Below are 21,954 nucleotides of genomic sequence, written 5' to 3'. Positions count from 1 at the left end.
GAGGACTTTTCGTTCCTGGCAAGGCGCCGAGCGCAGTCCATGCAGCGCATGGGCGAGCATCGGCAACGAAGTCCAGGGGCGGAAAGGCCCGTCAGACCGACCCGCTGGGTTCTGTCCCCGGTTCCTATTCCGCCGCTTCCGGCGGGCGCACGAGATAGGGCGCGCGGGGCGGCACGCCGCCTTCCAGCATGGCGAGCCGCGTTTCCAGCATCGCCAGCCGCTCACCGGTGAGGTTCGCCGGATCGATTTCCTCGTCCTTCTCACCGATGAAGCGGCCGAGAAGGCGACCGAGCAGCCGCGAAACGTCGTCCATCATCAGGTAGAAGGACGGCACCACCACGAGGCTGAGAACGGTGGACACGATCACGCCGCCGATCACCGCGATGGCCATCGGCGAGCGGAAGGCACCGCCCTCCCCGACGCCGAGCGCGGAAGGCAGCATGCCCGCCGACATGGCGACGGAGGTCATGACGATCGGCCGCGCCCGCTTGCGGCCGGCTTCCAGCATCGCGTTCACCCGGTCCATGCCCTTGCGCCGCATCTCCACCGCGAAGTCCACGAGGAGGATCGCGTTCTTGGTCACGATGCCCATCAACATCAGGAAGCCGATCATCACCGGCATGGACACCGGCTTGGCGGTGACGATCAGCGCGATCACCACGCCGCCGATGGCGAGCGGCAGGGACAGGAGGATGGTGAAGGGCTGGATGACGTCCTTGAACAGAAGAATGAGCACGGCCAGCACCAGGAAAAGCCCGAGCAGCATGGCGTTGACGAAGCCGGCCACGAGCTCGCCCTGGATCTCGGCGTCGCCGGCTTCCAGGAAATGGACGCTCGCCGGAAGCTCCGTCGCGGCCGCCACATCGCGGAAGCGCTGCGTCGCCAGATCCAGCGCGACGCCCGGCGGCAGGTCCGCCCCGATGGAGGCGCGGCGCTCGCGGTTGAAGCGGTCGATCGTGCTCGGCCCTTCGGCGATCTCGATATCGGCGACGGCCTGGAGCGGCACGCTGGCGCCGCTCGCGGTCGGCACGCGCAGGTTCTTCAACCGGGCGAGATCCTCGCGGAAGCGCAGATCGAGCTGGATGCGCACCGGCAGGAGGCGGTCTTCGGCGGAAAGCTTCGGCAAAGCCGCGTCGATGTCGCCGATGGTGGCGATGCGCACCGTGTCGGCGATGCCTTGCGTGGTGACGCCGAGACGCGCCGCTTCCGTCGCGCGGGGCCGGATCTGAAGCTCGGGGCGCGGCAGCGCGCCGTTGGCCGCGACATTGGCGAAGAGCGGATCGCCGCGAAGCGAGCCTTCCAGCCGGCCGATGGCCTCTTCGAGATCGGCGTCGTTCGCCGCCAGGAGGTTGAAGGACACGTCGCGCTCGCCGCGATCGTTCAGCTTGAAGGCCCGGATGTCGGGGATGGCGGCGAGCCTGGCGAAGACTTCCTTCTCGATCTCGAATTGCGGCCGGGTGCGCCCTTCCACCCTCATGTGCGGCACGGGGATGCCGATCTTGTTGGCGATGCTCGCCCCGGCATTGGCGAGCGTCTTGAGAAGCGAATGCTCCTGCCGGCCGAGAATCACCGTCATGGCCGCGCGGCGCACATCCAGGCTTCCGGTCGGCGAGGTGCCGCCGAGAACGAAGATGCTGGACACGCCCTCGATATCGGCCAGCGACCGCCGCGCCCCTTCCATCACCTCGTCGGTTTCAGTCAGCGTGGTGCCGGGCGGAAGCTCCGCCGAGACAACGACGCGCGACACGTCTTCGGGCGGGAACAGGCTCATCGGCAGGCTCGCCATGGCGTAGATCGACAGGCCGAGAAGGCCGAAGGCGACCACCACCGTCAGGTAGCGCACCCGCAAGGTGGCGCGAACCACCGCCGTATAGGCGCGCATGATCCAGCCGTCGCGTTCGCTTTCGGCATGGGCGTCCTTGTCGCGCATCAGATAGGCCGCCATCATCGGCGTGATGAGCCGCGCGACGACCAGCGAGAAGAACACCGCGATGGCGACGGTCAAGCCGAACTGGCGGAAATACTGGCCCGGAATGCCCGGCATGAAGGACACCGGCACGAACACGGCGATGATCGTGAAGGTCGTGGCGATCACGGCGAGGCCGATCTCGTCCGCCGCTTCCACCGCCGCCCGATAGGGCGACTTGCCCATGCGGATATGGCGGGAGATGTTCTCGATCTCCACGATCGCGTCGTCCACCAGAATGCCGGTGGCGAGCGTGATGGCGAGGAAGCTGATGAGGTTCAGCGAAAAGCCGAGCATGTCGATCGCCCAGAAGGTGGGGATCGCCGACAAGGGGAGAGCCACGGCCGAGATCAGCGTCGCGCGCCAGTTGCGCAAGAAAACGAGCACCACGAACACAGCGAGGATCGAACCCTCGATCAGCGTGTCGATGGCCGCTTCGTAGTTGCCGTAGGTATAGAACACCGCGTCGTCGACGAGGCCGATCTTCACTTCCGGATGCGCGGCGCGAAGGCGGTCGAGCGCGGCGGCGGTGGTTTCGGCCACCTGCACTTCGCTCGCGCCCTTGGCGCGGAACACGGCGAAGGTGACAACGGGATCGCCGTTGAAGCGCGAAAAGGAGCGCTGCTCCTCGTAGGTGTCGCGCACCGTGCCGAGATCGCCGAGACGCACGAAGCGCCCGTTGGCGAGCGAGATGGAAGTGGCCTCGAGCGATGCGGCCGAAGCGGCGTCGCCGAGCGTGCGGATGGCCTGCTCGCGGTTGGCCACCTCGCCGCGCCCCGAGCCGAGATCGGCATTGGTCCGGCCGACCTGACGGGACACGTCGGCAGCGGTGATGCCGAAGGAATCGAGCTTGGCGGGATCGAGCTCCATGCGGATCTCGCGCGTCGCCCCGCCATATCGCTCGATCTTGCCGATGCCCTTCAGGCCCTGAAGCTGGCGCTTCACCGTGTCGTCCACGAACCAGGACAGCTCCTCCAGCGTCTTGTCCGGCGAGGACACGGCGAAGCTTTGGATGGCCTGTCCGGCGATGTCGACCTTGGCGACGATCGGCTCCTCGACGCTGGCCGGCAGTTCCGAGCGGATGCGGTCGATGGCGTCCTTGGTATCCTGGACGGCCTGATCGATGGGGATCTCGATGCGGAACTCGACGCCGGTGGTGGATACGCCGTCGGTGACGGTGGAGGTGATGTTCTTGACGCCGACGACGCCCGACACGGCGTCCTCGATCTCCTTCGTCACCTGCCGTTCGAGTTCCGCCGGGGCCGCGCCGCTTTGCGCCACGACGATCGACACGACGGGCAGGTCGATATTGGGAAACTGCGTCACCGGCAGCGCCCGGAAGGACTGGATGCCGGCGAAGAGAAGCAGCGCGAAAAGAAGGATCGGCGCGATCGGGTTGCGGATCGACCAGGCGGAGAAGTTCATCGCTTGGAGCCCTTCAGCGCTTTGCCTGGAGGCCGAGCGGATCGGCCGCCAGAACCGGGCTGATGCGGTCGCCGTCGCGCACGAAGGCGCCGGCCTTCGCCACGATCCGGTCGCCCGCCTGAAGGCCCGAGGACACCGAGACCATGCCGTCATCGCGGATGCCGAGCACCACCGGCACCTTGGCGACGCGGTCCCCGTCGAGCTTCAGGACGCTTGGCCCTTCCGACTCGATGTTGACCGAGGGGATGGGCACGAGAACGCCGTTTTCCCGCGCGACCTCGATCTCGGCGCTCGCATACATGCCAGGCGGCACGTTGGCGGTATCGCCCAGCGCGATGCGCACGACGCCGAGCCGCGTCGTCTTGCCGATGGTCGGCTCCACCAGCCGCACGGTGGCAGGAAGCGGCTTGGGCGCGCCGATCGGCGTCACCTTGGCCTCCTGGCCCGTGCGGATGCGACCGACATCCGCTTCGGCGACATCGGCGCGAAGCTCCACCGCGCCGTCGCGGATGAGCGTGAAGAGCGGATCGCCCGTGGCGGTCGCCACCGCGCCGACGCGCGCGTTGCGGGCGGAGACGACACCTGCGACCGGGGCCTTCACCTGCGTCCGCTTCAGCTTCAACTCGATATCGGCGGCCTCGGCGTCGGCGACCTTCAGCTCGGCTTCCGAAACCTTGACGCCCTGTTCGGCGACCGCCAGACGCCCGGCGGCGGCATCGGCGCCGGCCTGGGCTTCCTGCACCTGCGCCTGGCTGATGGTGCCGTTGCCGGAAAGCCGCGAGGTGCGCTCGAAGACGCGCTTGGCTTCCTCGGCATTGGCCCTGGCTTCCGCGATCTGCGCCTCCACCTGTAGCAGGGTCGCCTCGGTCTTGGCGCGGGACGCCTGCACCTGGCTTTGCTGGAGAAGCAGGGCGTCGGTGGAGAGGGTGGCGAGAACCTGCCCCGCCTCCACCCGGTCGCCGACATCGGCGGCAAGGCTCTCGATCGCCAACCCCTCGATCTCGGGCTGGACGTCGACCTCCTCCACCGGCTGCACCAGCCCGGAAGCGACGACGCGGTCCACCACCTCGCCGTTCTTGGCCTCCACCACCACGATGGAGGGCGCGGCGACCGGCGCGACCGGAGCGGCCGGCGGCGGCTCGTTCTCTGCGAAAGCCGAGGGAGCCAAAGCGAAGACCGCCAGAATTGTCGCGGCGCGAAGGCTCGCTCGAAGCGCACGGGTCATGTCGCTCACCCCTTCCCCGCAACCGCCGGCTCGGCGGCGGGTCCTAGAAACATCTGCACCATGTCGAAAAGATGCGCGGTCATGCGTTCGGCCTTGGCGAAGAAGTCCGGTCCGTGCTCGAAGGCCTGCGCCCGAAACAGGCTCGACGCGAAGAGCAGCATGAAGTCGGTGAGGTCCTCCAACCGCGCGTCACCGACGGTGGCCGCCTGCGGCAGGGAACCGAGCATGGAGCGCACGTCGGCGCGGATCGTCTCGTCCATCGCGCGCTTCACCGCCGCGATCTCCGGCTGCATCACGGCAGCCGCGTCGATCTGAAGCCAGAGCGCGGTTTCCTCCTCGTCGAAGGCCTGCAACTGCTGGCGAAGAAGGTCCTGCATCGCCCGCATCGGATCGGCCTCCATGCGCGCCGCATCGAATCCTTGGCGGACATCGCGGGCGCAGCGCTCCACCAGCGCGGTGATGAGCGCGACCTTGGACGGGTAGTAGCGATAGAAATTGCCGACGCTCATGCCGGCGGCCGCCGCCAGTTCCTGCATGGATGCGCCCTCCAGCCCCCGCCGGGCGAAGGTTCCGGTGATGCGGTCGAGAATCTCGTCCGTTCTCGTATCCGTGCCCGAACGCGCGGCCTGGCTCATGAACTCGTTCCGAAAAGGCGACAGTCGCGTCCATATAGTGAATGAACGTTCATTCTCGCAAGCGCGGAACAATGGCATCGCGCGACTTTTCGCCCTCGTGCTTTAGGTTTCCTTATCCGGGCCCCGCTCGGAACATGGACCAAAGGCCGGCGCTGAGACGATGTGCAATCTTTATTCGATCACCACGCCGCAAAGCGCCATTCGGGACTTCGGCCGAGCGGTGAAGGATGTCACCGGCAACCTGCCGCCGATGCCGGGCGTTTTTCCCGATTATCCCGCGCCGATCCTTCGGGAAGGCGAAGACGGCCGCGAACTCGCGCTGGCGCGCTGGGGAATGCCCTCCCCCGCCATGGCCCTGAAGGGCCGAACGAGCGATCCGGGCGTTACCAATGTCAGGAACGTCGCGAGCCCCCATTGGCGGCGCTGGCTCGGGGTCGGACATCGCTGCCTCGTGCCTTTCACGAGCTTTTCGGAATACGACACGGTGGACGGCAAGAAGGTGCCGGTCTGGTTCGCTTTATCGGAAGATCGCCCGCTCGCCTGCTTCGCCGGCATCTGGACGTCGTGGACATCCGTCCGCAAGGTCAAGGAAGGCGAGGTCACGGTGGACTGCTACGGCTTCCTCACCTGCCCGCCGAACGAGGAGGTCGGGGCCGTGCATCCCAAGGCCATGCCGGTGATCCTGACGGAGCCTGAGGAACGCGAAACATGGCTGCGGGCGGACTGGAAGGAAGCCGCCGAACTCCAGCGCCCCCTTCCCGACGGAGCGCTGCAGATCGTCGCCCGAGGCGAGCGGCAGGACGGCTGATCAGGCCGCCGCGCTCGGCAGGAAGCGTTCGTCGGCCGCGTCCAGCTCGCGGCGGAGGCGGGTGACGAGGAAGCTCTCTTCCGGCACGCAGTTGGCGTAGGTCAGCGTTTCGCCCTTGGCGATCGGCCGGATGACCTTGGCCTTTTCGGCCAAGCCCAGCGGTAGGGCCTTGGTGGCGCGTCCGTCCTCCCAGGTCATGGCGAAGCCGCGATATTCGGTTTCGCCGATCTTGCCGAGAAACTCGCCCGGTTGAAGGTCGCGCTTGGCCACCGCGCCGCATTCGGCCACCGGATGGTCCACCGGCTGCATGTCGGGCATCCCGCGCATCACCGCCTTGATCGCGGACAAAGGCACTTCCAGGCTGGTGAGGTGGAAGGGCCGGCAAAGCGTGTAGCAGGGGCCGGGGCCGACCTTCAGATCCGTGATGCGTTCCAGAACACGCGGATGGCGTGGGCGAACGATGGCGAACACGCCCGGCGCGACGCCCTTGCCGATCGTGTAATCGACGCAGCCCGGTTTCGACAGGATGCCGCCATCCTCGCGCGAGCAAAGAACCTGCGCGAGATTATCGAGCGTCGCATCCGGCCCGTGCATGCCGGGCACGTCGGGCTTGAGGCCCGTCGCATTGGCGATGGCGGTCATTTCCACCATGGTCTTGGAGCCGTCCACGAATTCCACGAGAACGCGCGCGTTCATGTTGCGCCGCGCCGCCTCCTCCTCGAACTCGGCCGGCACCGCGTCGAACTTCAGGGCGTTGTTCTTGCCCTTGCCGGCCGCGATCACGTCGAAGCCGAGCGCCTGGGCAAGGCCGATGAGTTCGAGCGTTGCGGCCGGTTCGTCGCCAGCCGCGCCCGTGTAGACGACGCCGGCGCGCGCCGCTTCCCGCTTCAGGAGGCGGCCGATGGTGATGTCGGCCTCGACGTTCAGCATCACGAGATGCTTGCCGTTGCGAAAGGCCTCGAAGGCGATCTCGGTGCCGGTGTTCGGATTGCCCGTCGCGTCGATCACCACCTGAACGCGGCCGGAAGCGCAAAGCTCGCGGAAGTCGGCGCAGTACGCGACCTTGCCGGCCTCGATGGCGCGATCGGCGTCGCGCGCGGTGTCCGCCGGCGTCCATTCGAGGCCCGCCATCGCCATCGCCGCCTCGACCCGCGACGGCGTGCGGGCGCAGATGACGCCGAGCCGGATGCCGGGCATCAGCGCGCATTGCACGGCAAGGTCGGTTCCCATCTGCCCGGCGCCGACGACGCCGAGCGTCACGGGACCGTGCTTCTCGGCATAGGCGCCGAGTTCGAGGGCAAGGCCGACCTTGGCGAGCGTCATGATCCATCTCCCGTTTTCCCTTCCCCTAACAGGAGTTGGCGCGGGAGGCGAATGGCTTTCGTGTGGGGCCCGATCAGGCCTCGCGGGTGCCGTCGCCGCGCACGCCGCGCCGCCAATAAGCGGAAACCAGATGGTCGTGCCGGTCGCGGCCGAGGTCTTTGCGCAAGTAAGCGCGGATCGCCTTGAAGGCGGAATGCTCGCCGGCCGCCCAGACAAAGGCGTCGGCATCATGCGGGCCGACATGCGCCCGCACCGCTTCCACCAGACGCTCGCCTTCGCGATGATCCTTGCCCCGCGCCAGCCATTCCACGGCAAAGGAGCCGGGCGAGGAAAGCTCCTGACGCTCCCCTTCGTCGGCGACTTCCACGAAAACGCGAGCCCTTACGCCGGGGGCGACGCTTTCCAGAATGCGGGAGATCGCCGGCAACGCGGTTTCATCGCCGAACAGGAAAAGCTCGGTGGCATCCGGCACGAAGCCGCCGCCCGGCCCGGTGATTCCGACCAGATCGCCGACGCCGGCATTCTCGGCGAAGTCGGAGCCCGGCATGTTCTCGCCCTCGTGGAGCACCATGTCGATGTCCATCTCGCCCGAGGCGACGTCGATGCGCCGGATCGTGTAGATGCGATGCTCCAGCGCATCCTCGCCCACCGGCATCCGAAGCCGGCCGTCGGGCCCGAGGTCGGGCCAGGACGGCACGCGGCCCTTCGGCGGAAACAGGAGGCGCAGGTGAAGGCCTCCTTCCGCGAAGCGCGACAGATCGGCTCCTTGGAGGGTGATGCGCCGCATCCGCGGCGTCACCTGCCGCGTGCCGGTCACGCGCATCTCGCGGAAGAAGGGCGGAACCGTCGTCGCGCAGCCGTCACCCTTCCAAAGGATCGCCGGCGGTGTCGAGTTTGCCAGTTCCACGACGTGATCGGCGAAGACCAGCTTCATGAAGGCGAGCGAGGTGTCGTCGTCCGCTTCCACCGACACATGAATGCGGTCACCGTCGAGCCGCATCGCGCTATAGCCGAAATCGAGGCTGATCGAGGCGAAACCGCCTTCGCGCGTCACCTCGGCATGCTCCACCATATGGTCGCAGAGCGCTTCCAGGAGGGCCTCCGCCTCGGTGGTGACCAGGGCGGCTTCGGCCTTCATCGTCCAATGGTGGGTCATCGCTCCTACCAGCTTACATGGCCCTTGAAGAGAACGCCCCGGCCTTCGATGTAGCCGCAGGCATAGGTGTTCTGGCAACCGGACACGGCCTTCTTGTCGAAGACGTTGGTGACGTTGGCCGACACGCCCCAATTATCGCGGTTGTAGCGGAGAGCCGCATCGAAAACGGTCGAAGCGTCGACCTTGAACTCGTTTTCGTTGTCGGCATAGGAGTCGCCGACATAGCGCACGCCGACCCCGCCACCGAGGCCGTCGAGCGAACCGCCCGCGACCGTATAGTCGGCCCAGGCCGAGGCCTGCACTTCCGGCACGAGGAAGGGCCGGTTGCCGACGATGTTCTCGTTGGCGTCGCGCTCGATGGTCAGATCGAAGGCGGTGAAAGCGCCCTTGATCTTCCAGTTGCGGTCGATGTTGACGTTGGCTTCGAGTTCGACGCCTTGCGAATTGATCTCGCCGATGGCCTGCGGAATGAAAAGCGGTGCGACGCTCTGCAGCGTGTTGCGGCGCGTCAGGTCGAAGAGCGAGGCGGTGAAGACCGCGTCCACGAAGGTCGGCGCGTATTTCAGGCCGACTTCATACTGTTCGCCGACCTCCGGCTCCACCGCATCGCCCTGGGCATTCGTGCCGATCTGCGGATTGAAGAAGCGCGACACGCTGGCATAGGGAACGAGGCCGTTCTTGAACTCGTAGGCGAGGCCTGCCCGGCCGCTCGCAGCCCCCTCGTCGCCGCTGTAATCGTTATTGAACGATCCGCGATCGTTGCGGTCGATCCAGACCTGATCGTAGCGCCCGTTCAGCGTCAGAATGAAGCCGCCGCCGAACTTGGCCTGTTCCTGCGCGTAGAAGCCCAACTGGTTGAGGTCGATCTTCTCGTTGAGATAAGGCGCGGAAAGTGGGGCGAGGCTGTTCGTGTAGATCGGGTTCACGGGGTTCAGCGGCGCGGCCACGCCGGACGCCTGGACCTGATCGATGCCGAAATATTTGTAGTCGATGCCCACCATGAACTGGTGATCGATCAGCCCCGGATCGGACTCCACCACGAGGCGGTTGTCGGTCGTCACCGTATCGACCTTCGTGTCATGCGCGAAGTTCAGGCGGTTGATCAGGTAGTCGGGCGCCACGGGGTTGGTCAATCCGCCAAAGCCGGTCGCCGGATTGTAGTAGCCGAAGAAATACGGGCCATATTCGGAGCGCTCCGAATGACCGTAGCGGGTGTTGGACACGACCCGCGCGTTCTCCGAAACGTCCGTCTCGAACTCGTAGCCGACCGTGCCCTGGCGGTTCAGGAAGCTGTCGAGATCGGGCTCGGAATAGAAAATGTCGCGGGAAATCTTGCCGAAGGGCGCATCGACCTCGCTTCCGACATAGGGCAGGAAGCCGGTGACGTGGTTCTGGTCGTCGTATTGGTAGGTGGCGTAGAGGTTCAGCCGCGTGTCGGCGTCGGGCTGGAAGGTCAGGTTCGGGGCGATCAGGCCGCGGAAGTTCTGGGCGAATTCCGTATCGGTGTCGCCGCCCTGCAGCTTGCCGAGCACGCGGTAGCTCCACGCGCCGTCTTCGGTGATCTTGTCGCCGAGATCGAAGGCGCCGTAGCCGTTCGGGTCGTCGTTGATCGCGCCCTCGACATAGGCGATGCGCTCGCCCGTCGCGCGCTTGGACACCGAGTTCACGAGGCCGCCCGGATTGCTGCCGCCGTAGAGAACGGAAGCGGGACCGCGCAACACCTCGACGCGCTCCAGAAGGAACGGATCGATGATGAAGCCGCCGAAGGCGTAGGAGTAAAGATTCAGCCCGTCGAGATAGGCGCCGGTCTGTGTGGCGTTGAAGCCGCGAATATAGATCCAGTCCGTGTCGGTGTCCTGGCCGAAGGGCTGCGAGAAGACGCCGGGCGTGTAGCGCAGGGCCTCGTCCACCTTCTGCACGCCGCGATCGTCGAGTTCCTGCCGCCCGATCACGGAGACCGACTGCGGCACCTCCACCAGCGGGGTGCCGGTCTTGGAGCCCGTGGTGGTGCGCTTGGCGACGTAGCCATTAACCGGGCCGGTCGCCGCACCACCGGCGATGTCGCTCGCACCGCCCGCGTTGCCTTGGTTGCCGTTCGCGTCGATCGTCACCGTATCGAGTTCGATCGCCTGTTGCGCCACCGCCGCGGGGGCGAAGGCGGCGACCAGCGCGCAGGCGGCAACGGAAAGGTGAAAGCGGGAAGACATGGAAGGTCCGAACGTCGGTATTGAACGTCCGAGACCTATGGGATTTTAAGCTGACTCAGCAATTCATATTTGCCGCGCGCGCAGCTTCGTGCAGCAATTGTGGCGACGCCGCCACAATTCTGGAAGAGTTCCAGATTCAAGGAGATACGAGCGGGCGTCCGATCTGGGCGAGCGCCAAAAGTGCCGTCCCGACGCAGGCTTCCTGCGAGCGCGCTTCGAGAAAAGGCACCCCGAGCTTCGCCTGTCGGATGGCGCTCCAGGGCTCGTTCGACGCGCCCCCGCCGACGCTGCGCACCGAGACGAGCGGCGGCGCGCCGAGTTCCACCAGCCGGCGATAACCGAGCGCCTCGACGGCGGCGATGCCCTCCAGAACCCCTTGGAAGAACAAGGCCTCGTCGTCCGGGCGCGGGGTCAGGCGCGGCGGGAGCGAACCGTCCGCGATCGGAAAGCGCTCGCCGGGCTTGGCCAGCGGATAATAATCGAAGCCGGTCGGCCGGTCGGGCCGCATGGCGGCGGTGAGCCTCGGCAACTCGCTTTCGGCAAACAGCGACAGAATTGCCTTGCCGCCGGTATTGGAGGCCCCGCCGACGAGCCATTTCTCGGCCAGCCGATGGCTGTAGATGCCGTATTGCGGGGCGAAGACCGGGCGGTCGGACAGGAGCTTCAGCGTCAGGGTGGAGCCGAGCGCGGAGACGCCCTCCCCGAGTTCGCTGGCGCCCGTCGCCAGAAACGACGCGCAGCCGTCCGTGGTCCCGACATGAAGCCGTGCACCGGCCGGCAGGCCGAGCGCCCTTGCCGCTTCACCCACCATGGCGACGGGCGTTCCGGGGGCGAAAACGCGCGGCAGCCTGCCGATCTCGACCCCGACATCGGCGATCCAGTCCGGCCATTGCGCGGTGATCGGGTCGAAGCCCGTTTTCAGCGCATTGTTGAAATCGCTGACGGCAAAGCCTGCGCCGAGGCGACCGAGCAGCCAGTCGGCCTGATGGAGGACGCGCGACACGCCCGGCCGGCGGCCGAGCACCACGGCCCTCGCCAGCGCCGAACTCGCGCCCCGCGCCGCGCTGGTTTCCGGTGCGGCCGCCTCGATAGCCGCCAGAACCGCCGCGTCGCCGGCCGGCTCGTCATACATGATGGGCGCGCCGACCGGCTCGCCCTCCTCATCCAGTCCAAGCATCGTGCCGGACGTGCCGTCGACGCAAACGCCCGCCACGGCGCTAAGATTCGTGCGTCGCCCAAGCTCGCCAACCGCCTCGCCCACCGCCTGCCACCAAAAAGCGGGCGAGCGCGGCGCTTGCGCGATGGACCGGCTGACGAGCCCCAGCACTTCGCCCGCCTCACTCAGAGCCGCGACGCGCACGCCCGACGTGCCGATATCGATGCCGACGACGCGCGCTTCAGCCATTGCTGGCTTGCCTCCCCAAGGTCTGCCGATACTTCTCGGCTTCCCAGTTCGTCAGCGCATGAACCTCCTCACCTGTCAGGCGGCGAAGCGGCGCGCCTTCGGGCAAACGGGCCGCGACCTCGGCGAGGCAGCGCGCCATGAGTTCCCCGCCCCGATCGACGCTTTCGTGGAGGAAAACGCCCCGGCCGGGAGCCACGACGATCTTCGGCGGCTCGGTTGAGGAACCGAAGTCCGACAAGGATCGGCCTTCGGAGAGAACCCCGGTTTGGCTCCCAAGGAAGATCACATGGTCGGGATACATCGGCCCGCCACTCGCGATCTCGACACGCCAGGGCGAGGCCGCGAGCGAATGGATGATCGGATCGGAGGCAGGGCGGTAGGGCGACCCGGCGGCAAGGGCATCGAGGCCGCCCACCCCCTCCGGCGCCGGGAAGCTCGTCGGTTGACGCAAGGCCGCAACGACACGCTCCAGCCGCGCTTCCGCTTCCCCGACATCGGTGCCCGAAACGACGAGGCCGTGATTGGCGAGGATATGGACGTTCGTGCCCGGCGTCTGCGCGTCCACGATGGCTTTGCCGAGCGGCACGCCGGGCCGGCGATAGGGCACATGGGCCCAATCGACGCCCTCGATCCCGCTGAGTCGTCGCGCGACTTCCTCGCGGGCGTCGGTACGAACGGCGAGCGCGATCGTCTCTACGCAGTGGATGTGGAGGACGACCGGATGGTCGATCACCGCATGGACGGAGGTTTCGATGGAAGGCCGCAAACCGCTCGGGTTGCGATCCGTCAGCACGAAGTCCGTCGCCTTCTCGGCGCGCGGATCGCCGTCGCGAAAGGCCTCGCGCAGCGGCTCCACGTCCACCGGCACCATGATGTCGCAGCGTTCGGCCTCGGCGAGCCAGGTGCCGGAGGCCTTGATCCACATGGTGCCGTCGGCTTTCAGCGAGGTGTTGCCGCCCGCGCCCTGCGTGCGCGTCACGTCCTCCCCGAGCCTTGCCGACAGGGCCCTCAGCCTAGCGAGTTCCGTTTGCGCCGCCGTCATCGCATTCCTCCTGCCCCCGTTGAAGTTAGGACAGGACGAGACGCCTCGCAATTATTATCGCGGCATGAACTTTATTGCGTGAGCGAGGCCATGGCGGGCATCGGGTCGGCGGGGCCGAGATAGGCGTCCACCAGCCGCGTCACTTCCGCGTCGCGCGAGCGGCCGGTTTCCCCGCCGATCACCACCACGATGATCCGCTTGCCGTGCCGCTCGGCGCTGGCGACGAGGTTGAAGCCGGCATCGCGGATATAGCCGGTCTTCATGCCGTCGACGCCCTGGACCTTGCCGAGGAGCTTGTTGGTGGAGCGGTAGGGCCGTCCCTCGAAGGAATAGCCGGTCATGGCGTAGAAGGAGGTGAAGCGCGGATGGGCGGCGCGCAGCGACCGGGCGAGGATCGCCATGTCGCGCGCCGTGGAGATCTGGCGCGGATCGGGCAGACCGTTGGGGTTGACGAAGCTCGTGCGGCGCATGCCGATGGAGCGGGCCTTCGCCATCATCATCTTGGCGAAGCCATCGGCGGAACCGCCGAGGTTTTCTGCCACCACCATGGCCGCATCATTGGCCGATTTCGTCGCGATGCCGTGGGCGAGATCGCCGACCGCGACCTTGGTGCCGGCCTTGAGGCCGAGCTTGGACGGAGCCTGCCGCGCGGCGTTGGCGCTGACGTAAAGCGGCGTGTCGAGCGTGAGCTTGCCGGAATCCACCGCGTCGAACAAGAGATAAAGCGTCATCATCTTGGTCAGCGAGGCGGGGTAGCGCAGGCCGTCCGGGTTCAGCTCGTGCAACACGCGGCCGCTTTGGTAGTCCATCACGAGTTCGGCCGGAGCGCGCGGCTCGACATAGCCGAGCGTCACGTCCTCGAAGACGGTGGAGGTTCGGGGGCTCGCCGAAACGCCCTCGGCGGAAAGCTGCGCGCTTTGGCACCCACCGAGCGCGAACGCGGCGGCGAGCGCGAGAAGCCCCGTCCGGGTGAAGGAAAAGCTGGAGGCCATCGTCGTTCCGGCTATGAACCAAGCGCGGAACCGCCGCGCCTTCGCTTAAATTCTAGTCGCCATCTCCTTAAGGCTTGTTCACCATGCGGGGGAATGGCCGCCTTGCATCACGGAGCCTCAAGGAACGGTGGCCGGCTCGGAAAAGCCGCGTTATGAGGCGGTGATGGTGACGAACTCTCCCCTGCCGGACCGCCACGTAGTCTACGGTTTTCCGCCGGACGAACTCGTGGAACTCGCGAGCCACGCGACCCAGGTCTCGCCGCTCGTGCCGAACGCGGCCGCGCTGGAAGACCTTGGGCAATCGGGCGTGGCGTCGGCCGTGATCCTCGCCCCGCCCGGCACGATCGAGCGGCGCTATGCGATCGCCAAGCTTTTGCAAGCGGCCCGGCCGGGAGCGCATTTCACCGTGCTGGCCCCGAAGGCCAAGGGCGGATCGCGCCTCCAGGCCGAACTTGAGGCATTCGGTTGCGAAGCCGCCTTCGACGCGCGCCGACACTTCCGCATCGCCGAGTTCGCGCGGCCGACAAGCCCGGCGGGCCTCGCCGAGGCCATCGCGGCGGGCTCGCCCTTTTTCCACGAGGCGACCGGCTTCTGGACGCAGGCCGGCATCTTCGCCTTCGACCGGATCGATCCCGGCAGCCAGATGCTGCTCGACCACCTGCCCGCCTTGAAGGGGCGCGGCGCGGATCTCGGCTGCGGCATCGGCGTTCTCGGCCGCGCCGCACTCGGGCATGCCGGCGTCACCGAACTCGTCTGCGTCGACACCGACGGGCGCGCGGTGGAGGCTTGCCGCCGCAACCTGCCCGACCCGCGCGTCAGCGTGCGCTGGGCGGATCTGCGCCAACCGCTCGCCCAAGTCGAGAAGCTCGACTTCGTTCTGTCCAACCCGCCCTTCCACGATGGCGGCGCGGAGGATCGCAATCTCGGCCAGGCCTTCATCCGCCGCGCCGCCGACGTTTTGCGCAAGGGCGGCACGGCCTTCATCGTCGCCAACCGGCACCTACCCTACGAGGCGACGCTTTCCGCCGCCTTCGCCCGCGTGTCGACGCTCGCCGAAACCGGCGCCTACAAGATCTTCGAGGCCAGGCGATGAAGATACCGACATCGCGGCTCGACCGTCTTCTCGCCAATCTCGGCTATGGTTCGCGGCGCGAGATCCAGATGCTGGCGCGCCGGGGGCTCATCACGCTGGACGGCGCGCCCGTCTTTGACGCCGAAGCGCGCATGGCGGTCGCGCCGGACCTCTCCGCCCGCATGGTGGTGGACGGCGAAGCGCTCGATCCGCTGCCCGGCCTCGTTCTGATGCTGCATAAGCCGCTCGGCGTCACCTGTTCGCATAGAGAGGCCGGCCCCCTCGTCTACGGGCTCCTGCCGCCGCGCTGGCGGCGTCGCGATCCGGCTCTGTCCACGGTCGGACGGCTCGACAAGGAAACCTCGGGGCTCCTGCTTCTCACCGACGACGGCGCGCTCCTCCACCGCATCATCTCGCCCAAGCACCATGTGCCCAAACGCTATCTCGTGTCGCTCGCGCGGCCCTTGAACGGCACCGAGGCGGGTGTCTTCGCGACCGGCACCCTGATGCTGGAAGGCGAGGAAAAACCCCTGCTGCCGGCCGAGATGGAGGTGCTTGGGGCCCGCGAAGCGGCGCTGACGGTGCATGAAGGGCGTTATCATCAGGTGCGGCGCATGTTCGCCGCGCTCGGCAACCACGTGGAAGCGCTGCACCGCGACCGCATGGGCGCACTGGCACTGCCGGCCGACCTCAAGCCCGGCCAATGGATGGCGCTCGGCCAAGCCGAGATCGACGCGATCTTCGCGGTGAAGGCACCGACACCGTGAAACGCCCTTCTCTCTCGCTGGAGCGGGCCTTCGAGCCACGCCACGGCGAGGCCGTGCCGGTCGCGCCCGGCGTGCTTCGCATCACCGCGCCGAACGGCAGCGCCTTCACCTTTCACGGCACCAACAGCTATCTTCTGGGCGAGGAGCGGCTTTTCCTTCTCGATCCGGGGCCGGACGATGCGCGGCACCTGGCCGTGCTGGAACAAGCGGTCGCGGGCCGCCCGGTGGAGGCGATCCTTCTCACCCACACCCATCGCGACCATACCGCGCTCGTGCGCCAAGCTCGAAAACTCTTCGATGCGCCGGTCTGGGCCGAGGGTCCGCACCGGCCCTCGCGCCCCTTGCGCGCCGGCGAGGGAAACGCGCTCGATTCGGCTGGCGACATGGACCTCGCCATCGACCGAACGCTCGGCGACGGCGAGCGCTTGTCCACCGACATCGGCACGCTGGAAGTCGTCGCGACGCCCGGCCACACCGCCAACCATCTCGCCTTCGCGTTCATCGACGGCGCGGCGGCGGGCACGCTTTTCAGCGGCGATCACGTGATGGCTTGGTCCACCACCATCGTCGCGCCGCCGGACGGCGCCATGGCGGACTACATGGCCTCGCTCGACAAGCTGATGGCGCGGTCGGACAGCCTCTACCTTCCCGGCCATGGCGGCGAGGTCAAGCGCCCCCGCGCCTTCGTGCGCGCGATCAAGGCGCATCGGCTGATCCGCGAGGCAGCCATCGTCGCGGCGGTGCGGAACGGCGACGACAGCGTCGCCGCCATCGTGTCCCGGCTCTACCGCGACACGGACCCCAAGCTCCACGGCGCGGCGGGATTGTCGGTTCTGGCGCATCTGGAAGACCTCGTGCGGCGCGGCCAGATCCTCGCAGACGGACCGCCCTCGCTCGGTGCGCGCTACCGGCTGGCTTAACCTTTGGGCGTCGATGTCGCGCCGATCATGGCGGCGTCGACGCGCTCCAAGAAGTTCTCGATGAAGCGGCGGTTCTGCCCGAGATCGCGCGAGCCGAAGCGCGACACCGAGCGCAGGTCCAGATAGGCCTGTTCCTCGTCTTCCGTGATGCGGATTTCCACATCGCTCGGAAGCCTCAAGATCAGGTCTCTGGCTTCCGCGGTCACGCGATATTCGCCCGATTCCGGCCGGTCGAGCGGATCGGCTTCACCCTCCCCGGCTTCCTCGTCCGGCGCAACGCGGGGCGTCGGCACCGGAATGCCTCCCGCAATCACCGACGGCGCGGGCGCGGGCTCCGGCGGCTCGGCGGTGTCTTCGGCGACGGGTTTCGGGTCGGCCGTTTCGACGCCCGAAACGCTCCAGCCGACATCGCCGAGAACGAGCCGCACGGTCTGGTACATCTGCGACGCGCGCACCGGGAAAACGCGGCCGTTGACCACGGCGGCGGGGTCGACCGGCGCCGGCTCGTCCACGGCTTCGGCAAGACCGTCGGTTTCGGCCATGTTGATCGGCGGATTGGACAAGGCGAGCGCCCCGCCGAGCGCAAAGGGCGCGGCGACGAACAATCCGACGACGAAGGCTCCGAGCGCGGCCGCGCCGCCTTCGTGCCCCCGGCTCCACACACGCTGAAGGCCGAAGCCGGCGAGAACCAGCGCCGCGCCGCCGATCGTCGCGACAAGCGCCAGAAGGATCTCGAAAACGGCGAACTCGACCGCGCCGAGCCGCAGCATCAGCGCCGACACGACGAGGAGAATGCCGGAAAACCATGCCATCCGCCGGGCGACGGGCGCGCTGCGCAGCCTTTTGCGAAGATAATGCCCTGCCATTCGCTCCGGTCCCGGCGAGTGCCGCGAGGTGGTGATCGCAACAGCATTAAGCCGAACCGGCCGGGGGACGGAAGGGGCACGGCGCGCGAAGGCGGCTCCGGCACGCGCCATCATGAGGCCCCATTCGGTGCGGCAATCTCGCCCCGACGAGGCGACACGGCACCAGCCGACGCCTCACCGAAAGGGGGAATATCCATGTCCATGCGAAGCGAAGTCCATGCCGGCGCGGCTGCGCTCTCCCGCCCGGAACAAGTCGAAACCGTCGAGATGGAACTCGCGCTCGACATGCACGAGCCATCCGCCGAGAATTTCGAGGCCTGCGTCAGGGGCGCGGCCGAGGTGGTCGGCGGCGAGATCCTGTTCGACGTGCCCTCCGACGGTTCGGTCGAGGACGCCTCGCGCATCGCCGCCATCCGCGTTCCGGGAGCCACCGAAAGCCGCATCGTCTTCGCCGTCCTCGACGAGGACGAGCGCGAAATCCGCGTCGCGGACCGCGAAGAAGTGGGCGAGCGCTTCCACGGCTTCGCCGAAGCCTATGTCGGCGTGTTGAAGCGCATCCGCGACGATCTGGTGGAGGACGACGAGACGCCGGCCACGCTCGCGTCCTGAGCCGACCCTACTCGCCGGCGGGGGCGAGGCGCCCTCGCCCTTTGACGCCCGGTCCCTTCAGGCTGCGGGAAATGCGGATCGCAGCCTGCGCGGCAGCGATCCTCGCCACGGGCACGCGGAAGGGCGAGCAGGACACGTAGTCCAGCCCCGTCTGCTCGAAAAAAGCGATGGAGGCCGGGTCGCCGCCCTGTTCGCCGCACACGCCGAGCACGATGTCCGGCCGCGTCCGACGCGCCTTCTCGACGCCGAGCGCGATGAGTTCGCCGACGCCTTCCACATCCACCGACTGGAACGGATCGCGGGCGATGATGCCCTTCCTCTCATAGGTCGACAGGAAGTTCGCCGCATCGTCGCGCGAGATGCCGAAGACGGTCTGCGTCAGGTCGTTGGTGCCGAAGGAAAAGAAGTCCGCGACCTCCGCGATGGCGTCGGCCCGCACAATCGCGCGCGGCAGTTCGATCATGGTGCCGACGCGGTAGTCGAGAGACTGGCCGCGTTCGGCCATCACGAGTTGGGCCACCTCGTCCACCCGCGCCTTCACGAAGTCGAGTTCGGCCTTCAGCCCGACGAGCGGCACCATGATTTCGGGCACCACGGCCGCGCCGGAGCGCTTCTCGGCCTCGATCGCCGCTTCGAAGATGGCGCGCGCCTGGACCTCGACGATCTCGGGATGCGAGATCGCGAGGCGGCAGCCGCGATGGCCGAGCATGGGGTTGAACTCTTCCAGCTTGGCGATGCGGTCGGCGAGGACGCGCTCTTCGATGCCGAACTGGCTGGCGACCTCGGCGATCTCGGCCTCGCCCTTCGGCAGAAATTCGTGAAGCGGAGGGTCGAGAAGGCGGATCGTGACCGGCAGGCCGGCCATGATCTCGAAAAGCTCCACGAAGTCCGAACGCTGGAACGGCAGAAGCTCGGCCAGCGCTTCGCGCCGGCCCTTCTCGTCGGGGGCGAGGATCATCCGGCGCATGGCCGGCACGCGGTCGCCTTGGAAGAACATATGCTCGGTGCGGCAAAGGCCGATGCCTTCCGCCCCGAAAGCGCGCGCCGCGCGCGCTTCGGCCGGCGTTTCGGCATTGGTGCGCACCACCATGCGCCGCGCCCTGTCGGCGAAATCCATGAGGCGCGCCAGTTCCCCGGCAAGGCTCGGGCGCTCGAGTTCGGCGCCGCCCAAGATCACCTCGCCGCTGGACCCGTCGATGGTGATCGTGTCGCCGGCCTTCAGCGACAAGGTGCCGGCGGTGAGAAGCCCCCGTGCGGCGTCCAGCCGGAGTGCGCCCGCACCGGTGACGCAGGGCTTGCCGATGCCGCGCGCGACCACGGCGGCGTGGCTGGTGGTGCCGCCGCGAATGGTGAGAATGCCTTCCGAAACATGCATCCCGTGGATGTCTTCCGGATGCGTTTCGTTGCGAACCAGGATCACGGCCCGCCCTTCGCCCGCCGCGCGCCGCGCGTCCTCCGTGGTGAAGGCGATGGCGCCGCTGGCCGCACCCGGCGAGGCCGGCAGGCCCTTGCCGATCACCTGAAGGCTGTCGCGATTGACGATGGCGGGATGCAGCAACTGGTCGAGCGAGGTCGGATCGATGCGCAGGATCGCCTCGTCCTCGTCGATCAGGTCGTCCTCCACGAGGCCGATGGCGATCCGCACCGCTTCGGCGGGGCTGCGCTTGGCGACGCGCGACTGGAGAAGGAAAAGTTCCGAATCGCCGACCATGAAATCGACCTCGACCGCGTCGCCAAAATGCGCTTCCAGCCGGGCCACATGGGCGGCGAGCGCCTGGATATCGGCGGGAAAGGCTGGCTCCGCGCCGGCGCGGGCGAAGTCGGCGAGTTCCCCGATCGGCCCGCCTTCGCCGAAACGCGTTTCGGTGGCCGAACGTCCGCCGAAGCCGAATTCGCCGGTCAAGGCGGCCCGGCCGGTCGCGAAATCGCGCGAACGGGCGCGGCCCGTCCCCGAATTCATGTCGCGCTCGTTGAAGATCATGGCATGCGCCGTCACCGACAGGCCGGCATTTTCGGGTATGCCGTGGAGGGTACGGAACGAGCGCGCCAGCGGGCTGCGCCAGGAGGAGAAGCTCGCTTCCACCACGCTCAGCAACTGCTCGATCGGCGATTGCGGCAGCGGCAGGCCGGCCACTTCCTCGATGAACGCATGGTAGCGCGACACGAGGCGGCGCCATTCGCGCGCCTCCCCGGGCTCGACCCCGTTCCAGCCGCCGTCCAGCCGCTCCGCCTCGAAGACGTCCTCGAACTCGGCCCCGTCGATGCCGAAGACAAGGCCGGCGAAGGATTCCAGGAAACGCCGATAGCTGCGGAAGGCGAAACCCGCGTCACCGAGTTCGGCGGCGATGGTTTCCACCGTGCGGTCGTTCAACCCGACATCGAGAACGGTTTCGGCGAGGCCGGGAATGGGGGTGCGGGCACCGGTGCGAACGGCGAGAAGCAAGGGCCGGGTCGCGCCGTCGAAAACGCGGCCGGTCACGTCCTCCAGCCATTTCACCGCCGTGCCGACATCGACGCGCAAGCCGGCGGGGAGTTCGTTCGGGGTGCTGGAAGCTTCGCGCCATGCGCCGGAGGTGATCGTGAAGCCCGGCGGAACGGGAAGGTCCAGCGCGGCCAGAAGCGCGAGATTGGCGCCCTTGGAGCCGAGCGCCTCCAACGCGTCGGCCGGCCGCTCCGCCGAACCCTGCCGGAATGTGTGAATCCGCTTCGCCATGGCGCGGCGCTTGGCTCCTCGTCCGCGATCCCCATCGCAGGGCGAACTTAAGAAAGAACTGCGCCGCCGCCAATTGCTGCGGCGCAATAAAGTTATCGCATCATGTGCCGGCGGCGTCGATGGCGGCGGCGAACTCGGCCGGAGGCAGCGAGCCCTCGTAGCGCTTGCCGTTGATGAAGAAGGTCGGCGTCGCCTGGACGCCGAACTCCGTTTCGCCGCGCTGCTGCATCGCCACGACCTTGGTTTGAAGGTCCTTGTCGGTGAGGCAGGCCTTGAAGGCCTCGTCCGTGAAGCCGGCGAGCTTGGCGATGTCGAGAAGCGCCTGCGAGGCGTTCTGCGCCCGCGCCCATGTTTCCTGCTGCTCGAACAGGACCTCGACCATGGCGTTGCGGCGACCGTCCGGCGCGCAGCGCGCCAGCATGAAGGCGGCGACGGCGCGCGGATCGAAGGGGAACTCGCGCAGGACGATCTTGGCCTTGCCGGTGTCGACATAGTCCTTCTTGATCTGCGGCAGCGTGTTGACCGCGAAGTCGGCGCAATGGCCGCAGGTCATGGAGGCGTATTCGACGATGGTGACGGGAGCGTTCGGATCGCCCATCACGATATCGGGAAGCGGGCCGGGCTCCATCAGCTTGGCGACATCCACCGTGCCCTTGGCCTCGGGCGCCTTGGCGGCGGCGCCCGGAACGGGCGTCGCGGCTTCCTGAGCAAAAGCCGGCACGACCGCCAATGAGACGGCCGCGAGGAGCCCGGCTGCCGCCAGCGCTCGAAGCGCGGATGAGTTGCGAATGGATGCCATGGCGCGCGGCCTTTCTTTAAAGCC

Annotated in this window: 17 protein-coding genes; 5 read left to right on the top strand and 12 right to left on the bottom strand. The window is 67.5% G+C overall.

Going from position 1 to position 21,954, the window contains the following annotated elements; translation table 11 throughout:
• Nucleotides 1–124 precede the first annotated feature (124 nt).
• Genes F9929_RS02995 through F9929_RS02985 form a run of 3 tightly spaced genes read right to left on the bottom strand, consistent with a single transcriptional unit; the run spans nt 125 to nt 5,251 of the window.
• Nucleotides 125–3,391 carry an efflux RND transporter permease subunit gene (locus F9929_RS02995; protein ID WP_152045029.1) on the bottom strand — a complete coding sequence of 1,089 codons (3,267 nt, stop codon included), beginning with the start codon at nt 3,389–3,391 and terminating at the stop codon, nt 125–127.
• Nucleotides 3,392–3,404: 13 nt separating this feature from the next.
• On the bottom strand, nt 3,405–4,616 hold the full coding sequence (locus F9929_RS02990; protein ID WP_152045028.1) for an efflux RND transporter periplasmic adaptor subunit: 1,212 nt from the start codon (nt 4,614–4,616) through the stop codon (nt 3,405–3,407).
• 5 nt (nt 4,617–4,621) lie between these two features.
• Nucleotides 4,622–5,251 (bottom strand): TetR/AcrR family transcriptional regulator, encoded by a 630-nt coding sequence (locus F9929_RS02985; protein WP_193227587.1) that lies wholly within the window; start codon nt 5,249–5,251, stop codon nt 4,622–4,624.
• A 160-nt stretch (nt 5,252–5,411) separates the two neighbouring features.
• On the opposite strand from F9929_RS02985, the gene F9929_RS02980 reads away from it, so the two are divergent.
• Nucleotides 5,412–6,059 carry an SOS response-associated peptidase gene (locus tag F9929_RS02980; RefSeq protein WP_152045026.1) on the top strand — a complete coding sequence of 216 codons (648 nt, stop codon included), beginning with the start codon at nt 5,412–5,414 and terminating at the stop codon, nt 6,057–6,059.
• Here F9929_RS02980 and F9929_RS02975 read toward each other — a convergent pair whose 3' ends face one another.
• The 6 genes from F9929_RS02975 to F9929_RS02950 all read right to left on the bottom strand — a co-directional run bounded on the left by F9929_RS02975 (nt 6,060) and on the right by F9929_RS02950 (nt 14,184).
• Complete coding sequence (locus F9929_RS02975; protein ID WP_152045025.1) at nt 6,060–7,382, bottom strand: NAD(P)H-dependent oxidoreductase; 1,323 nt, start codon at nt 7,380–7,382, stop codon at nt 6,060–6,062. It abuts the gene before it with no gap.
• A 73-nt stretch (nt 7,383–7,455) separates the two neighbouring features.
• Nucleotides 7,456–8,538 carry a siderophore-interacting protein gene (locus F9929_RS02970; RefSeq protein ID WP_152045024.1) on the bottom strand — a complete coding sequence of 361 codons (1,083 nt, stop codon included), beginning with the start codon at nt 8,536–8,538 and terminating at the stop codon, nt 7,456–7,458.
• A 5-nt stretch (nt 8,539–8,543) separates the two neighbouring features.
• Nucleotides 8,544–10,745 (bottom strand): TonB-dependent siderophore receptor, encoded by a 2,202-nt coding sequence (locus tag F9929_RS02965; protein ID WP_152045023.1) that lies wholly within the window; start codon nt 10,743–10,745, stop codon nt 8,544–8,546.
• A 136-nt stretch (nt 10,746–10,881) separates the two neighbouring features.
• Nucleotides 10,882–12,150, bottom strand: a complete 1,269-nt coding sequence (locus F9929_RS02960; RefSeq protein WP_152045022.1) for an FGGY-family carbohydrate kinase — start codon at nt 12,148–12,150, stop codon at nt 10,882–10,884.
• Nucleotides 12,143–13,192, bottom strand: coding sequence for a class II aldolase/adducin family protein (locus F9929_RS02955; RefSeq protein WP_152045021.1), 1,050 nt, complete (start codon nt 13,190–13,192; stop codon nt 12,143–12,145). Before F9929_RS02955 ends, F9929_RS02960 begins: the two co-directional genes overlap by 8 nt.
• Nucleotides 13,193–13,263: 71 nt before the next feature.
• Nucleotides 13,264–14,184 (bottom strand): D-alanyl-D-alanine carboxypeptidase family protein, encoded by a 921-nt coding sequence (locus tag F9929_RS02950; protein ID WP_152045020.1) that lies wholly within the window; start codon nt 14,182–14,184, stop codon nt 13,264–13,266.
• Nucleotides 14,185–14,347: 163 nt separating this feature from the next.
• On the opposite strand from F9929_RS02950, the gene F9929_RS02945 reads away from it, so the two are divergent.
• Genes F9929_RS02945 through F9929_RS02935 form a run of 3 tightly spaced genes read left to right on the top strand, consistent with a single transcriptional unit; the run spans nt 14,348 to nt 16,943 of the window.
• The gene (locus F9929_RS02945) at nt 14,348–15,277 is read left to right on the top strand and encodes a class I SAM-dependent methyltransferase (RefSeq protein WP_152045215.1); all 930 of its coding nucleotides are present in this window, start codon (nt 14,348–14,350) and stop codon (nt 15,275–15,277) included.
• Nucleotides 15,274–16,023: a pseudouridine synthase gene (locus F9929_RS02940; RefSeq protein WP_193227586.1), complete on the top strand. Its 750-nt coding sequence runs from the start codon at nt 15,274–15,276 to the stop codon at nt 16,021–16,023. The genes F9929_RS02945 and F9929_RS02940 overlap by 4 nt, the downstream gene beginning before the upstream one ends.
• Nucleotides 16,020–16,943, top strand: a complete 924-nt coding sequence (locus F9929_RS02935) for an MBL fold metallo-hydrolase (protein ID WP_235918962.1) — start codon at nt 16,020–16,022, stop codon at nt 16,941–16,943. The genes F9929_RS02940 and F9929_RS02935 overlap by 4 nt, the downstream gene beginning before the upstream one ends.
• On the opposite strand, the gene F9929_RS02930 is transcribed toward F9929_RS02935, so the two are convergent.
• Nucleotides 16,940–17,809 carry a DUF1499 domain-containing protein gene (locus tag F9929_RS02930; protein WP_193227585.1) on the bottom strand — a complete coding sequence of 290 codons (870 nt, stop codon included), beginning with the start codon at nt 17,807–17,809 and terminating at the stop codon, nt 16,940–16,942. The two genes, F9929_RS02935 and F9929_RS02930, sit on opposite strands and share 4 nt — an antisense overlap.
• A 195-nt stretch (nt 17,810–18,004) precedes the next feature.
• Here F9929_RS02930 and F9929_RS02925 point away from each other — a divergent pair, with 195 nt between their 5' ends.
• On the top strand, nt 18,005–18,418 hold the full coding sequence (locus F9929_RS02925; protein ID WP_152045017.1) for a hypothetical protein: 414 nt from the start codon (nt 18,005–18,007) through the stop codon (nt 18,416–18,418).
• A gap of 7 nt (nt 18,419–18,425) precedes the next feature.
• On the opposite strand, the gene ppdK is transcribed toward F9929_RS02925, so the two are convergent.
• Entirely contained in the window at nt 18,426–21,131 is a 2,706-nt protein-coding gene (gene ppdK / locus F9929_RS02920; protein WP_152045016.1) for a pyruvate, phosphate dikinase, read from the bottom strand.
• 100 nt (nt 21,132–21,231) lie between these two features.
• Complete coding sequence (locus F9929_RS02915) at nt 21,232–21,930, bottom strand: DsbA family protein (protein ID WP_152045015.1); 699 nt, start codon at nt 21,928–21,930, stop codon at nt 21,232–21,234.
• Nucleotides 21,931–21,954: the final 24 nt, after the last annotated feature.

It is taken from the genome of Aureimonas psammosilenae (assembly GCF_009176975.1).
In the GTDB taxonomy this organism is placed as follows: domain Bacteria; phylum Pseudomonadota; class Alphaproteobacteria; order Rhizobiales; family Rhizobiaceae; genus Plantimonas; species Plantimonas psammosilenae.
The sequence above is the reverse complement of the archived record's forward strand: the minus strand, read 5'-3'. Positions and strand labels throughout refer to the sequence as shown.

Bases quoted from the DNA above. Each gene is read 5' to 3' on its own strand.
- ppdK (WP_152045016.1), bottom strand. From the start codon at position 21,131: ATGGCGAAGCGGATTCACACATTCCGGCAGGGTTCGGCGGAGCGGCCG.
- F9929_RS02965 (WP_152045023.1), bottom strand. From the start codon at position 10,745: ATGTCTTCCCGCTTTCACCTTTCCGTTGCCGCCTGCGCGCTGGTCGCC.
- F9929_RS02980 (WP_152045026.1), top strand. From the start codon at position 5,412: ATGTGCAATCTTTATTCGATCACCACGCCGCAAAGCGCCATTCGGGAC.
- F9929_RS02970 (WP_152045024.1), bottom strand. From the start codon at position 8,538: ATGACCCACCATTGGACGATGAAGGCCGAAGCCGCCCTGGTCACCACC.
- F9929_RS02945 (WP_152045215.1), top strand. From the start codon at position 14,348: ATGGTGACGAACTCTCCCCTGCCGGACCGCCACGTAGTCTACGGTTTT.
- F9929_RS02975 (WP_152045025.1), bottom strand. From the start codon at position 7,382: ATGACGCTCGCCAAGGTCGGCCTTGCCCTCGAACTCGGCGCCTATGCC.
- F9929_RS02930 (WP_193227585.1), bottom strand. From the start codon at position 17,809: ATGGCAGGGCATTATCTTCGCAAAAGGCTGCGCAGCGCGCCCGTCGCC.
- F9929_RS02925 (WP_152045017.1), top strand. From the start codon at position 18,005: ATGTCCATGCGAAGCGAAGTCCATGCCGGCGCGGCTGCGCTCTCCCGC.
- F9929_RS02950 (WP_152045020.1), bottom strand. From the start codon at position 14,184: ATGGCCTCCAGCTTTTCCTTCACCCGGACGGGGCTTCTCGCGCTCGCC.
- F9929_RS02985 (WP_193227587.1), bottom strand. From the start codon at position 5,251: ATGAGCCAGGCCGCGCGTTCGGGCACGGATACGAGAACGGACGAGATT.
- F9929_RS02940 (WP_193227586.1), top strand. From the start codon at position 15,274: ATGAAGATACCGACATCGCGGCTCGACCGTCTTCTCGCCAATCTCGGC.
- F9929_RS02990 (WP_152045028.1), bottom strand. From the start codon at position 4,616: ATGACCCGTGCGCTTCGAGCGAGCCTTCGCGCCGCGACAATTCTGGCG.
- F9929_RS02960 (WP_152045022.1), bottom strand. From the start codon at position 12,150: ATGGCTGAAGCGCGCGTCGTCGGCATCGATATCGGCACGTCGGGCGTG.
- F9929_RS02995 (WP_152045029.1), bottom strand. From the start codon at position 3,391: ATGAACTTCTCCGCCTGGTCGATCCGCAACCCGATCGCGCCGATCCTT.
- F9929_RS02915 (WP_152045015.1), bottom strand. From the start codon at position 21,930: ATGGCATCCATTCGCAACTCATCCGCGCTTCGAGCGCTGGCGGCAGCC.
- F9929_RS02955 (WP_152045021.1), bottom strand. From the start codon at position 13,192: ATGACGGCGGCGCAAACGGAACTCGCTAGGCTGAGGGCCCTGTCGGCA.